Source organism: Nocardia exalbida NBRC 100660, from assembly GCF_000308575.1.
GTDB classification, from domain to species: domain Bacteria; phylum Actinomycetota; class Actinomycetes; order Mycobacteriales; family Mycobacteriaceae; genus Nocardia; species Nocardia exalbida.
Genome location: NZ_BAFZ01000038.1, coordinates 26,248 through 39,559, shown reverse-complemented (window position 1 = coordinate 39,559; position 13,312 = coordinate 26,248). Strand labels below are relative to the sequence as shown.

Annotated in this window: 17 protein-coding genes; 5 read left to right on the top strand and 12 right to left on the bottom strand. The window is 68.8% G+C overall.

Going from position 1 to position 13,312, the window contains the following annotated elements:
• A partial coding sequence (locus ON29_RS08540; protein WP_040865644.1) for a glycine--tRNA ligase occupies positions 1-654 on the bottom strand: 654 nt, incomplete at its 3' end.
• 195 nt (positions 655-849) lie between these two features.
• On the opposite strand from ON29_RS08540, the gene ON29_RS08535 reads away from it, so the two are divergent.
• From ON29_RS08535 to ON29_RS33700, 3 genes are all read left to right on the top strand, one after another.
• Positions 850-1,200, top strand: coding sequence for an ArsR/SmtB family transcription factor (locus ON29_RS08535; protein WP_040865632.1), 351 nt, complete (start codon positions 850-852; stop codon positions 1,198-1,200).
• A 3-nt stretch (positions 1,201-1,203) separates the two neighbouring features.
• Positions 1,204-1,638, top strand: a complete 435-nt coding sequence (locus ON29_RS08530; RefSeq protein WP_040865631.1) for a Fur family transcriptional regulator — start codon at positions 1,204-1,206, stop codon at positions 1,636-1,638.
• Between the two features lie 126 nt (positions 1,639-1,764).
• The gene (locus ON29_RS33700; protein WP_157172699.1) at positions 1,765-2,730 is read left to right on the top strand and encodes a hypothetical protein; all 966 of its coding nucleotides are present in this window, start codon (positions 1,765-1,767) and stop codon (positions 2,728-2,730) included.
• Positions 2,731-3,189: 459 nt separating this feature from the next.
• Here the strand turns inward: ON29_RS33700 and ON29_RS08520 are convergent, their stop codons facing one another.
• Positions 3,190-4,161 carry a hypothetical protein gene (locus ON29_RS08520; protein ID WP_040865630.1) on the bottom strand — a complete coding sequence of 324 codons (972 nt, stop codon included), beginning with the start codon at positions 4,159-4,161 and terminating at the stop codon, positions 3,190-3,192.
• A 103-nt stretch (positions 4,162-4,264) separates the two neighbouring features.
• Here ON29_RS08520 and ON29_RS08515 point away from each other — a divergent pair, with 103 nt between their 5' ends.
• Positions 4,265-4,882, top strand: coding sequence for a TetR/AcrR family transcriptional regulator (locus ON29_RS08515; RefSeq protein ID WP_040865629.1), 618 nt, complete (start codon positions 4,265-4,267; stop codon positions 4,880-4,882).
• Positions 4,883-4,898: 16 nt separating this feature from the next.
• Here the strand turns inward: ON29_RS08515 and ON29_RS08510 are convergent, their stop codons facing one another.
• Both ON29_RS08510 and ON29_RS08505 read right to left on the bottom strand, forming a co-directional pair.
• Positions 4,899-5,309, bottom strand: a complete 411-nt coding sequence (locus ON29_RS08510; protein WP_040865642.1) for a YbjN domain-containing protein — start codon at positions 5,307-5,309, stop codon at positions 4,899-4,901.
• Positions 5,310-5,323: 14 nt separating this feature from the next.
• Entirely contained in the window at positions 5,324-6,142 is an 819-nt protein-coding gene (locus tag ON29_RS08505) for an isoprenyl transferase (protein WP_040865628.1), read from the bottom strand.
• A gap of 121 nt (positions 6,143-6,263) precedes the next feature.
• Here ON29_RS08505 and ON29_RS08500 point away from each other — a divergent pair, with 121 nt between their 5' ends.
• Positions 6,264-6,644 carry an Aca2/YdiL-like domain-containing protein gene (locus tag ON29_RS08500; RefSeq protein WP_051174996.1) on the top strand — a complete coding sequence of 127 codons (381 nt, stop codon included), beginning with the start codon at positions 6,264-6,266 and terminating at the stop codon, positions 6,642-6,644.
• Here ON29_RS08500 and recO read toward each other — a convergent pair.
• From recO to ON29_RS08455, 8 genes are all read right to left on the bottom strand, one after another.
• Positions 6,601-7,371: a DNA repair protein RecO gene (recO, locus tag ON29_RS08495; RefSeq protein WP_040865627.1), complete on the bottom strand. Its 771-nt coding sequence runs from the start codon at positions 7,369-7,371 to the stop codon at positions 6,601-6,603. The two genes, ON29_RS08500 and recO, sit on opposite strands and share 44 nt — an antisense overlap.
• Positions 7,372-7,792: 421 nt before the next feature.
• Positions 7,793-7,993, bottom strand: a complete 201-nt coding sequence (locus ON29_RS08485) for a DUF6186 family protein (RefSeq protein WP_040865625.1) — start codon at positions 7,991-7,993, stop codon at positions 7,793-7,795.
• Positions 7,990-8,403 carry a hypothetical protein gene (locus tag ON29_RS08480; protein ID WP_157172698.1) on the bottom strand — a complete coding sequence of 138 codons (414 nt, stop codon included), beginning with the start codon at positions 8,401-8,403 and terminating at the stop codon, positions 7,990-7,992. Before ON29_RS08480 ends, ON29_RS08485 begins: the two co-directional genes overlap by 4 nt.
• 197 nt (positions 8,404-8,600) lie before the next feature.
• Entirely contained in the window at positions 8,601-9,206 is a 606-nt protein-coding gene (locus tag ON29_RS08475) for a TetR/AcrR family transcriptional regulator (RefSeq protein ID WP_040865623.1), read from the bottom strand.
• Complete coding sequence (locus ON29_RS08470; RefSeq protein WP_040865622.1) at positions 9,193-10,059, bottom strand: alpha/beta fold hydrolase; 867 nt, start codon at positions 10,057-10,059, stop codon at positions 9,193-9,195. The genes ON29_RS08475 and ON29_RS08470 overlap by 14 nt, the downstream gene beginning before the upstream one ends.
• A gap of 75 nt (positions 10,060-10,134) precedes the next feature.
• Positions 10,135-10,437, bottom strand: a complete 303-nt coding sequence (locus tag ON29_RS08465; protein WP_157172697.1) for a hypothetical protein — start codon at positions 10,435-10,437, stop codon at positions 10,135-10,137.
• A gap of 197 nt (positions 10,438-10,634) precedes the next feature.
• A complete protein-coding gene (locus ON29_RS08460; protein WP_040865640.1) occupies positions 10,635-11,765 on the bottom strand; it encodes a ThiF family adenylyltransferase in 1,131 nt (376 codons plus the stop codon).
• Positions 11,762-13,201 (bottom strand): phenylacetate--CoA ligase family protein, encoded by a 1,440-nt coding sequence (locus tag ON29_RS08455; protein WP_051174995.1) that lies wholly within the window; start codon positions 13,199-13,201, stop codon positions 11,762-11,764. Before ON29_RS08455 ends, ON29_RS08460 begins: the two co-directional genes overlap by 4 nt.
• Between the last annotated feature and the right edge of the window lie 111 nt (positions 13,202-13,312).

The window sequence follows — 13,312 nt, the reverse complement described above, 5'->3', positions numbered from 1 at the left end:
CTCCATCTCCATCTGCTCGAACTCGCGGGTGCGGAAGATGAAGTTGCCCGGCGTGATCTCGTTGCGGAAGCTCTTGCCGATCTGCGCGATGCCGAACGGCGGCTTCTTGCGCGCGGTCGTCATCACGTTGGCGAAGTTCACGAAGATGCCCTGGGCGGTTTCCGGGCGCAGGTAGTGCAGGCCCTCCTCGGACTCGATCGGGCCGAGGAAGGTCTTGAGCATCATGTTGAAGTCGCGCGGCTCGGTCCAGCGGCCGACGGTGCCGCAGTTCGGGCACGCGATGAGCTCCATCGAGACCGTGTCCGGATCATCGATCTTGTTCTTGAGCGCGTACGCCTCCTGCAGGTGGTCCTGCCGGAAGCGGTGGTGGCAGTTCAGGCACTCGACCAGCGGATCGTTGAACACGCCCACGTGACCGGAGGCGACCCACACCTGGCGGGGGAGGATCACCGAGGAGTCGAGACCGACGACGTCCTCGCGGCCGGTGACCATGGCGCGCCACCACTGCTTCTTGATGTTCTCCTTGAGCTCGACGCCCAGCGGCCCGTAATCCCATGCCGACTTGGTGCCTCCGTAGATCTCACCGCACGGGTACACCAGACCCCGGCGCTTGGCGAGGTTGGCAACGGTGTCCACCTTCGACTTGGGTGCCACGCGAGAATTCTCCATCCACTGCGAGTCGGAATTTTGCATTGCATGAACACGATAGTTTTGTGTCGATGCTGCGATTGTGCCCAGCCTATCGGCAGGCCCGGTGCCGGTTTCAACCGCACGGTTCGGCGCGCCCGTTTGACATGCGCACCTGTGCATACGCAAACTGGTAATGCTTTCCATTAAGGAGTTGGTGACATGACCGCCGAGACCGCCCCGGCACCGCCGCACAACCCGTATCGGTCGCCCGGCCCGGCGCCGGTACCCGCACGATCCGTACTGGAGGACGCGGGTGAGTTGTTGCGGGCGCTGGCAGCGCCGGTTCGGATTGCTATCGTGCTCCAGTTGCGCGAGTCACCGCGGTGTGTGCACGAATTGGTCGACGCGCTCGGTGTCACGCAACCACTGGTCAGTCAGCATCTGCGTATCCTCAAGGCCGCCGGTGTCGTGCACGGTGAGCGTTCGGGTCGCGAGGTGCTCTACGAACTCGTCGACGACCATCTGGCGCACATCGTCGTCGACGCCGTCGCGCACGCCGAGGAAGGGTGATTCGTGCCAGACAACACGACCGTTCCACCGAAACCGGTCGGTATCCGCAGTACCCGGCAGCGCAGCGCCATCGCCGCACTGCTCGGTGACATCGATGAGTTCCGCTCCGCCCAGGACCTGCACGACGAGTTGCGCAAGCGCGGCGAGGGCATCGGGCTGACCACGGTCTACCGGACGTTGCAGTCGCTGGCCGACGCGGGCATGGTCGACGTGCTGCGCACCGACTCCGGCGAGTCGGTCTACCGCCAGTGCTCCACCGGCCATCATCACCACCTGGTGTGCCGGCATTGCGGCCACACCGTGGAGGTGGAGGGCCCGACGGTGGAGGCATGGGCCGAGGCCATCGCGAGCGAGCACGGCTTCAGCGAGATCAGCCACACCCTCGAGGTGTTCGGCACCTGCACGACATGCGGGGCGGCGCGCCGACGCGACGGCTGATCCACCCGTTCCCGGCGTGTCCGGTTAACGCGGCTTCCACGAGCGGAGATTCACCGGCGAGATCCTCGAACGCCCGGGCCGAGCCGAGCCCGACACCGAGGATCCGCCATCTGCTGGGGAGGCAGCGTGTCAACGACCATCGACTCATCCATACGCCCGGTGCACCGCCGGGCCGTGACCGTCGCCGGGGCCGCGCTCGTCGTGGTCTCGGCGATGCTCCTCTCGGCGTGCGAGGACAAGGACGGCACGCCGGTGGCCGTCTCCCCGACACCCACTTCCGCGGTCGCGGTCCGGCCGGGCTCCGACAGCGGGCAGTCGACCGTCCGCACCGTCGGCAAGACCGGCTGGTACGACGGATTCGCCATCACCGTGGACAAGGCGACCGTCGTGCCGGACGAATACGGCGGCGCGAAGGTGCGCATCGACATCACCTACAAGAACACCACCCTCGACGACCACACCCTGAGCATCACGCCGTCGCTGCTGGTCGGCAGGGAAGTGGACGGCGGGGCGATCTTCGACAGCCCGGCGGTGCCCGGCAACGGCTCGGCCACGGGCACCGCGACGACGTCCGTCGCGTCGGCCAAGGACGCCGAGCACCTCATCGACACGATGACCATCGTGTACGGCAAGGCCGCGGACAACCAGACCAAGATCCCGCTCGCCGCGGCGGACAAGGTGGACAGCGTCCAGCCGAGGACATTGCCGATCAGCGGAACGCTGGTGCAGGACCAGACGACCATCCGGATCACCGGCGGCAGAATCAGCCCGAGCTACACCGAGAACGAGAACGGCAAATCCGATCTGGCGCTGCGCATCGCGCTCGTCGGCGGAGCGGGCATCCCCGCGGGCGGGACGAACATCTACTACGACTATTTCACCGTCCGGACCCCTGACGGCCGGACCGTGGCCGCAGACGTCCGCGGCCCGATCAACGAGTTGCTCAACGCCAACGAGACCATCGACAACCCGAAGAACTACGTCGTCTTCGTGGTGCCCTCCCCCGGCACCGGCCCCTACACGCTGACGTACAACGCTCAGAAGGAAGAGGGCGCGGCCGGCGCGCCCACACTGTCGTTCACGGTGGGCTGATCCGGTCGCCCGCCGCCTTTCGGCGGACCTTCCCCGAGCCCCTCGGGAATCCCGAGGGGCAGGCGCGCAGCTATGCCGAGACCCAAGCATCCGAGCCGAGTGCATTCACTTGCTGAAGGATTGCCACAGTGCGAGAGAGGCGATGGGGACAACGAGGTGTCACGCGCAACGCCGCAGTGAAAATACCTCGGGACCGACCGGCGAGCCGCTACGGTCCGAGTTGGGTCAAGGCGCCCACCCCCTGCGGGTGCCCACCCACCCGGGGGGTGGACACTCTCCACCCCCCGGGGCCCAGGCGCTTCGGCCGCAGCCGAGGACATCTCGAATTCCGTCCCGCCCTGGCACTGCACCGGGCCACGTCCTCGGAAAACGACACGGCCGCCGCAACCTCCCGGCTAGAGAGTGTTGCGACGACCGCGTGAACCCGACTCACAGTACGGCTCAGCGCCTGTGCTCGGTTCAGCCGACCGGAACCGCGGCCCGAGCCGACGCAGACGCCTGGGCCGGGCGACCGCGCAGCGCGGCCACTCCGAGCAGTGCGAGCGCCAGCGCGCTCCAGACCAGCAGCACCACCAGCGGTCCGGTCGCGGCGGCGCCGTCGAAGAACGCGACCGAACGCAGCAACGACGCGGCGGCGCCCGGCGGCAGCAACTGGCCGACGGCGCCCCACGGCTGCGGCAACAGCTCCGGCGCGGACGTGGCCGCCGAGAAGGGATTGCCGATCAGCAGCATGGTGAGCGCGGCGATACCGATTCCGGCACGTCCGAGCACCGCGGCGAGGCCGACGACCGCACCGGCGACCGCGAACGACACCAGCCCCGCCACCGCCGCGAGCACCGGGTACGACCCGGGCACCACCGACATCCAGCCCTGGATGATCGCCATCCCGAGCAGTCCACCCGTGACACCGAAGGTGGCCAGCCCGAGCACCTTTCCTCCGATTCCCGGGATCAGCAGTGACAGGAGCACGCCCGCCGCGATGCCGGACATCACCAGCGGCAGCACCATCGCACCGAACGCGGTGCCACGCGGATCGTCCGAGTCGGCGGCCACCACGTCCTCGACCCGGGCGGCGGGTGCGCCGGAGAGCTGCTGCCCGATCTGGGTGAGTTGCTGTGCGACAGCGGGACTGGCGCCGGAGGCGACCAGCACGCGCGGCGGTCCGTCGCCGGTGACGATCGCCCCGTAGACCTCCCGGTCCTCGATCGCGGCGCGAGCGGCGGCCTCGTCCGCGGGGGTGGTGATCTCGAAGGCGCCCGGGCTGTGCTCGGCGAGCTTGCCGGTGACCATCGCGGCCTGCGGACCGGTGACGGCCAGCGGCAGGTCGCGAGGCGCGATGTTCGCGGCCGGCCAGGCGAAAGCGATCAGCATCAGCGCTTGGAGCAGAGCGGCGCCGATGCCCAGCGCGAACGCCCGCTGCGTGGTGTTCATGACCTTCTCCCTAAAAATCGAATGCTCGTTCTTTTTAGTTGCGCCTACGGTCGCACGGGACCGGAAAGTTGTCAAGAACGGATATTCGTTTTATTTTTGGCCTATGCCCCGAGTCAGCGAAGAGCACATGGAACGCCGCAGACAGCAGATTCTGGACGCCGCGCGGCTCTGCTTCGCGCGTAAAGGGTTCTACGAGACGTCCATGCAGGACGTGTTCGCGCAGTCGGGACTCTCGGCCGGTGCGGTCTACCGGTACTTCAAAAGCAAGGATGAGCTGATCACGGCACTCGCCACGGAGACGACGGTGTCCCTGCGCGTGGCCATGGCCGACGCGATCGGCCGTGACCCGCTGCCAACGCCCGCCGAGCTGATCACCGTGATCGCCGAGGAGGTCGTGCGGCGCAGCGGACCCGACGGGCCGGTACGGCTGGCGCCGCAAGCCTGGGCGCTGGCCCTGGTGCATCCGGGGGCGGCGGTGATGGTGCGCGAGACGATGATCTCGATGCGCGCGCTCTGGGTGACCTACGCCGAGCGCATGCGCGACAAGGGCTGGCTACCCGCGGACGCCGACCTCGACGCCGTGGCCAAAGCGATCATCGGACTGCTGCCGGGATTCATCCTCCAGCACCTCATCCTCGAGGACCTCGACCCGCAGACGCTGGCGCGCGGCGTGCGCACCCTGCTGCCCTACGGCGAAACCACCGGCACGAACGCCGGCTGACGGCCGTCGTGCCTCCTCAGGGCAGCAGACCCTGCCTGGATCGGCTCGCGTTGGACAGCACGAGCAGCAGCATGGTGGTGAGGGCCTGGTCGTCCAAGCCTGCGGCGGGGAAGGTGTAGCGCAGGATGACATCGGCGAGCCCGCCGCGGGCGATCACGGTGAGCGAACCGAATTGCAGCGCGTTGTTGCGCTCGGCGACGCGCTTGTGCAGCTGCGCCTTCAGCGGGCGGTCCCAGGCCAGCACACAGGTGAGACTCAGCACGTCCAAGCCGGGCGCCAGGGTCACCGCGCGCAGCGAGCACAGCGCGCCCTCGTACTCGAATCCCAGCGACCCTTCGGGGTCGACCCGCACGTCGATGCCGTAACTCGACAGGCAGGCCCCGGCCCGCGCCTGGAGTTCCCGATCCGGCGTCACCGCTGCGTCCATGTCCGACCCGCCGTTCACTTGGTGCCGCCGAAACGGCGGTCCCGGGAAGCGTACTGGAGGCATGCCTCCCACAGGTTGCGCCGATCGAAGTCGGGGAACAGCGTGTCCTGGTAGACGAATTCGGCGTAGGCCGACTGCCAGAGGAGGAAGTTGGAGCTGCGGAACTCGCCCGACGGGCGCAGGAACAGGTCCACGTCCGGCATGTCGGGTTCGTCGAGGTATTTCGCCACCGTCGCCTCGGTGACCTTCTCCGGATCGATCTCACCCGCCGCCACCCGGCGCGCGATCTCCCTTGCCGCGTCGGCGATTTCGGCGCGACCGCCGTAGTTGACGCACATGGTCAGCGTCATCACCGTGTTGTGCTCGGTGAGTTCCTCGGCGATCTCCAGTTCCTTGATCACGCTGCGCCACAGGCGCGGTCGCCGACCGGCCCAGCGCACCCGCACACCCATCTCGTGCATCTCGTCCCGGCGCCTGCGGATCACGTCGCGGTTGAAGCCCATGAGGAAGCGCACCTCCTCGGGGCTGCGCCGCCAGTTCTCGGTGGAGAACGCGTACGCCGACAGCCACTTGACGCCGATCTCGATACAGCCCTCGACGGTGTCCATCAGCACCGCCTCGCCGCGCTCGTGCCCGGCGGTGCGCGGCAGCCCGCGCTCCTGGGCCCAGCGCCCGTTGCCGTCCATGACGAGCGCGACGTGGTTGGGCACCAGTTCCGGCGGCAGTTGCGGCGGCCGAGCTCCCGACGGGTGCGGCGCGGGCGGGCGGACGGCGCCCGCGGGCCCGGGCGCGGTCGCGGTGGCGGAATCTCGGCGGCGGATCACGGCCTCCATCCTGCCTGATCGCTTCTGCCGCCCCTACTACCCCGTTGCTTCCTGCCGAATTCCGCGGTTCCACCGGCGCCGGTGACTTATTCTTTTCCCTATCGTGATACTGGGGAGGGGTTTCTCGAACGTGACCGATTTACCAGGCACCGCGACCGCGGCGGGTTTCCGGGCCACTCGTGAACTGCTCGGCCTTCCGGTTCCATGGTGTGCACGGTTCTTCGCGGTCGCGGAACGCACCGTCGAACGGTGGGAGAAGGGGGCGTTCCAGATTCCCGACATCGTGGCCCGGGAACTCGCCTCCATCGCGGACGAGACCGACCAGGTGGTCGAGGCCATGGTCGATGCCATCGACGCCGGGGAGATCTCGCCCCGCCTGCACACCTACCGGACCAACGACGACTACTGCAAGCACGAGCCGGACACCCGCTACCCGGCCACCTGGCATCGCGCCGTGTGCGCCCGGGTCATGATCGAGCTGCCCCAGGTAGAGCTTCAATTCGTGGAGTAGACCGCTCGATCAACGGCAGCGTGCGCAGCTGACGTTCCAGATGCCACTGCAAATGCGCCGCGACCAGGCCGCTGGCCTGCCGCCGCACCGCCTCCGGCGTCGCCTCGACCTGCTCCCACTCCCCGCGCAACAACGCGACCAGCAGGTCGAGCACCCCCGGCGCGGGCGTCGCCGCACCCGGGGGACGGCAATGCACACACACCGCGCCTCCCGCCGCGACGTGGAAAGCGCGATGCGGACCCGGTGTCGCGCACTTGGCGCACTCGTCCAGGGCGGGCGCCCAGCCCGCGAAACCCATGGCGCGCAACAGGAACGCGTCCAGGATCAGTTCGTGCGGGCGCTGTTTGGCCGCGATGGCGCGCAGGGCGCTCGCGGTGAGCGCGTGCAGCCGGGGCGCGGGCGCGCGCTCCTCCCCCGCCAGACGCTCGGCGGTCTCCAGTACCGCGCACGCGGTGGTGTAGCGCCCGTAGTCATCGATGATGTCGGCGGCGAACGCCTCCATCGTGTGCACCTGGGTAACGGTGTCCAACGTGCGCCCGGGGTGCAGCTGCACGTCGATGTAGGAGAACGGCTCCAACCGGGCCCCGAACCTCGACTTGGTGCGCCGCACCCCCTTGGCGACCGCGCGAACCAGCCCGTGCTGCCGCGTGAGCAGCGTGACGATGCGGTCCGCCTCACCCAGCTTGTGCTGGCGCACCACAACCGCCTCGTCCCGATACAAACGCACGTGCTCAGCTTAATTGCAGCGCCTTCGGCGCTGCGTGTTCGCGGCCCCCTTATGGCTCGCGAACGGAACATGCTCGGTCTCGCTTCGCTCGAAACCGGGAGTTACGGTGAGCCGGAGGCGTCGGCATGCGAACTCCGGACATCGGGCGCGGCCCCAGCCGGACAAGCGACAACCCCGAGGACGGTTCGTCGGCAAACCGGCCGCCCATACGCCAGGGGCGAGTTGCTTTCTGCCAGTGTCACCAGTGCTGCCAGGTCTCGCTTCGCTCCAAAGCAGGAATCGCGGTGAGCCGGGCACGGGGCATGCGAACTCCGGACAGCAGGCGCGCGGGCCCAGCCGGACAACCGACAACCCCGAGGACGGTTCGTCGTGCGAGTCCGGCCGCTCGACGAACGCGCTCAGGCAGTCCGGTGTGTGGTCCTCACCTGGCCAGGAAATGCCAGCCGAGCCAGGCCCATATGAGCACGGCGGTGATTCTCGTTGTTCGCGTGCCGGTCAGGTACGCGATCGTTTCGCCGAGGGACGCGACCGGATCCCGGCGCAGCCGCGTCAGCAGGATCGCGACGAGCGCGACCGCCACGATCAGGCCGAATCCGAGGAGGATGACAGCTCGGTCGCTCATCTCGACACCAGCCACCACCCGGCGCCGAGCCACACCAGCCAGCCGGCGAGCCGCAGCGGCCACTGTTCGAGCGCCGGATCCAGCAGCGTGGAAAGTGTCGGGTGCTCGTCGCTCGGCTGATTCAGGGCGGGCTGCCGCGATAATGCGTAGACCTCCCACGCCAACACCGCGACCAGCAGCGCCGACCACACAGCCACGCCACGTCGGAGCCGGGTGGTGCACGGCGGCCGCGCGCTTCGCCCGCGGAACGCCAGCACCAGCGCGCCCAGCGCCGCGACTGCCACGATCGCGGTCGCCGGCCTGCTGAAGGGGCGGGTCGCGGCTCCGCCAACGGCCAGCACGAGACCCACGGTCAGCGCCGTCGCTCGCCACGGGAGTCGGTATGCCGAGCGCGCCGGTTGCTCAGTCACGTGCGCAGGATAAGGCCGTGCGTGGCCGGATTCGGGGAGGCAAGGCACCTACCTGATGGCGACGTGCCGGGCGCTGTCATGCGTGTGGACTCCCGACCGGCTGGATCCCCCGAGCCCGGCGGGTTTCGTGCTCGTTCGGCTCTCCGCGGACACCCCGGAATCGCGAGCGAGCGGCGCCGTCCGAGACCTGGAGCGATTCAGCCGGTGGTGCGCATGAGTCCGGAGATCAGCAACAGCACCGACTGCTGGGCCTCGGCGCGGGCGCGATCGGGGTCTTCGGCGTGCGCGACGATCAAGGACGCCTCGCTGATCACGCTGACGACGAGCTGGGCCAGCACGGGGATGGGGGCGTCGGCGATCAACCCGGCGGCGCGAGCGCGCTCGAGTTGCCTGGTGATCAGGCCGAGGCCGTGCGCGGATTCGAATTCCCGCCAGGCCTGCCAGCCGAGCACGGCCGGGGCGTCGGTGAGGGCGATCCGCAGCATCGCCGGGCGCTGGCAGATCTCCAGGAAAAGCGCGAGCCCCACCGCCATTCCGGCCATCACGTCCTCGGAATCGACCGCCGCGATGGCGTTCTCGATCTCCTCGGTGATCTCGACCTCGATCTGCTCCAGCACCGCGAGGAACAGTCCCCGTTTGTCCCCGTAGTGGTGGTGCAGCGCGCCCCGGGTGACGCCTGCCTCGGTGACCAGCCCTTCGGCCGAGGTTCCGGCGAAGCCGCGCTCGGTGAACAGGCGGCGTCCCGCCTGTTCGAGCGCGGCCCTGGTTGCGCGAGACCGGTCTTCCTGGCTACGGCGTGGCATGCAGCCGAGTGAACTCCAGAATCGATTCGGCGAGCAACTCGGGCTGGTCCTCCGACACGAAGGTGTAGGAGTCGTCGATGAGCTTCAGTTGCGCGTCCGGCAGGTCGCGGGCCAGGCGTTCGGCGAACGACACCGGGAACAGCCGGTCCTCGCGCGCCCAGGCCAACAGCACCGGGATGTCGACGTCGGCGAAGTGGCGCGCGGCTTCCAGCGTGTAGCGGCGATGCGCCGATTTCAGGAAGCGGCGCAGGTCTTTCCGGATCGCGGCGGAATTGCGGCTCGGCAGCAGATAGGAGTCCACGATCTCGGGCGGGACGGGCCGCTTGGTGACCCATCCGAACGCCAACGGCAGGCGGTGCAGCGCCCGGATCCGCAGCGCCTCGGTGAGGGGGCGCAGCGATCCCGGGATCTTCGCCAGCAGCGGAAGCGAGGTGAACGGCTGCGGCAGGAAGCCCTCGTAGCTGTCAACCGAGGCGAGTACGACGCGGCCGACGCGGGACCGGTCGCGGGTCAGCAGCACCTGGGTGATCGCTCCGCCGGTGTCGTTGGCGACCAGCGTGACGTCGATGAGGTCGAGGCGTTCGAGGAACGCGGCGATGAGATCGGCGATGCCGGTGGGGGTCAGTTCCGCGTCCGGGACCGGGATCTCGTGCGAGCCCAGCGGCCAGTCCGGCGCCAGGCAGCGGTATCCGGCCGCGGCGACCACGGGCACGACTTTGCGCCAGATGTCCGCGTTGACGAGCAGGCCGTGCACGAAGACGACCGGAGCGCCCTCCCCTGTCTCGTGATAGCGAATGCGGCCGCCGGGCAGATCCACCTCGTGGGTGCGGCCGAGAGCTGTGCTGGTTGCCATGGGTCCTCCCAGTGGTCGGGTTCCCGTCCACTGTTACATACATACCGTATGTATGTCTAGATGCGGCTCTATGGATCAGCGGAAGACAGCCTCGACCGCGTCCTTCGAGGCCATCACCGCATTCGCCAAGGAGGCGACGCCTGCGACGGACTCTCCGACCGCGTACAGGACACCGGTGAGCACGATCCGGTTCGGCCGATCCTTCGCCGCCTCGACCGCCGCGCGCCGAGTCGTCTCCTCGACCAACCGCCGGTCCTCCAGGTCGATGTCGCACCGACTGATCCGGTCGAGCAGATCGCTCAGCGAAGAACGCAGATCCTCCACCGCCTTCGATGGGGCCGCACCGTCGCTGCCGATCCGCCTCCGTCGGGCACGCACACCACAGTTCCCGCAGAACGGGGAGCCGTCGCGGTGGAAATGCTGGCACTCGGCGCATCGCACCTCGCCAGCCAAACATCCGGCTCGAGTCGAGCCGAGCGGAACTCGGCAGCCGTGCCAGGTATGGCCGGGCACCGCCGTACCCGGGTTCGTTTCGGCTCGACACGAATCCTTGTCGGCAAGATCTTGCATAAGCACTAGGGGATGCCGAGCATCGCGCGGAACTCCGCTTCTCCCAGCTCGTTCCACCGCTCCCGCGTACCCCGCAGCAGCGTGTCGAGATCCACTCGGTACCTGCCCGACGACAAGCTGCTACCGCAGGCGATCAACCGTGCGGCGAGGCCGGCCAGCGCCCCCGCGAGAGTCACCGCGGTGGCCAACTGCGGCCACGAGGGCAGGCTGCGGCCGACTTCGGTCAGCGAGTAGCGCGTCCGCGGTGTGATGTCGCTGCCGACGATGGCGGTGGCCAGCTCGATCCGTCGCGCCGGATCGCGCAGCTCGGCCGCCGTCAGGCCGGTCAGATCGCCGGCCCGGCCGTGCAGGAGCGGATAGTCCGGTTCCAGGTCGTAGCGCTCGACGTCGACGAAGGAGCTGTCGCCGTGATCGGTCGCCATCACCACGGGGATGCCGAGCGCGCGGGCGCGCTTGCGGATGTCCACTTTCAGCGCGAGGTCGTCCATCTCCTCGATGAGGACGGTCAGGGGCGCGGAGCCTCCCGGCCCACCCAAGTAGTCCGAGGCGTTCTCCGGCCGGTACCCCTCGGGGAAGGCGGCGATCTCGCTATAAGGGTCCAGCTCCAACGTACGGCGTTGCGCCAGAGTCAGTTTGGGCTCGCCGAGATCGCACACCGACGCCTGGAGCCTGTTGAGATTGGTGCATCCGAGAGTGTCGTGCTCGGCGAGCCGGAATCGCCGGGCGCCGGACAACGCGCAGACCGCCAGCGCGGAAGCGCCCACGCTGAGCCCGGCCACTCCCACCACGGCCTCCGACCAGGCCCGTTGCTCGTCGCCGGTGAGCAGGTGCCGGTTCCTGGCCGTGCGCAACCGCCAGAAGTGCTCGCGGTCGGGCAGTTCGACGATGGTCCGGCGCCACGGGAATACGACGTAGCGGCTGATCCGGTCGACGGCCGCACCGTCCCGTACCGAGGTCAGGTAGTCCTCCAGCGCTGCCGCCGCGGCCGGGGTCCCCGCGGCGAACTCGGGCCGCTCGATCAACGCGAGTTCCCTTGCCGCGCTCGCCCAGCCGTCGACCAGCCGGTACCCGGATCCGGGTGCGCACAGTTCGGCGATGCGCCGCTCGTCGTCTGCCGGATGCAGGATTTCGATCATGACCGCGCCCCCGTCCACTGGTGCTTGACGCCCGGCTCGAAACCCGCGCTGCCGCGGTGGTGCAGGCTGATCCGCGGCTCGGCGGCCGAGCCGAGCGCCCGGTGCAGGCGGCGGTACTCGCTGTTGGTGCGCAGCAGGGCATCGACCACCTTCCGCTCCAGCAGCGCGGTGAATCCGTCTGCGGGGCAGACACCGTCGCGGAGTTCGACGCGCAGCCGCAAGGTCTGCTCGAATCGCGCGTCGGTGTCGGTCATCAGCACGAACTTTCCCGTGACCGCCGGACTGACGTCCGGGTCCTCCAGCGCGGCGCGAATGTTGTCCGGGTAGATCTCCAGCGCGTAGAACGACGCGGCGACATCGGTGCGCCGGTGCAGGGCGAGGAACCCGCAGGAGTCGGTGGAGGTGCGCACCGGCAGACGGTGACCGTGCGCATCGAGGACGGCGGCGAGCTCAGCGGCGGAGAAGATCCGGCCGGCATCGTTGATCCGGTAGCGCAGCAGCGGGACCGCGGTATCGGCGCTGAACAGGAAGCGGCCTTCGGCGTCGACTTCGGTATACCGATACTCCGCGTCGTACTCGACGAAGGTCGGCTGCAGGTGCGCCTCGCCGAACAACGCCTCGCTCAGCGCGGGATCCGCGCCGGCCGCGCGGCGGACGGCGACACTGGTGCGCGTCTCGCACCCCATGATGCCCGCGTCGGCGGTGCCGTAGACGACGCGGATCTCCCCCGGCTGCCCCGGCTTGCCGATCCGGTCGAGCACGTAGTCCCGCCATTCTTCGGTGATGGCCTCGCCTGCCAGCAGAATGCGCAGGTTCTGGCGCAGTACCTCGGCGGGCGCCCGATCCAGCACATCCTTGACGAACGGGGGGTAACCGGCCAGGACGACCTGGTCGTAGTGCGGGCCCAGTTCGGCGATATCGGCCAGGATGGTCTCCGGTTCGATGCCGGGTGCGATGGTCGAGATGCGGTGCCCGCGCTGACGCATCGCGGTGGCCGCCGCGTAGGTGTAGGTGCCTCCGATCCAATTGCCCATCGCGAAGCCGACGACCAGCAGCGTGGTCCGCTGCCGCGTCTGGAAGCTGTCGCGGAACACCCGCGAGTAGAGCTCGATCGCCTCTTCCTGGGCGACGAGGTCCCTCGGCCAATAGCTGGGCCTGCCGGTGGAGCCGGAACTGCACGACCACGTCCCGGCCGAAGCGACGTCGCCATGCCAGAGCAACATGCGCAACGGGTAGTGCCGCAGGTACTCCGCTTTGGTCATCGGCGGCAGCGCGGCGAAGTCATCGGCGGTTCCGATGTTTGCCGGTTCGATTCCGCGGCGCGCGAGGAAGTCGGCGTAGGCCGGCACGTGGATCGCCGCCCGGTGGAAGGTATCGAGGGCGCGGCCGAATCCGGGCCTCGGCCGGGTCGGCAACGACAGTGATGGTGCGGACATGGTGGCTGTTTCCTTTCCTCCCACTGCGTCGACGCGCGGCGCACGTTCGCGGCGTGGGTTCAGGAAACAGCCTCTGAGCAGTGCGTATGGTCGAGAAAGAAGTCAATACAA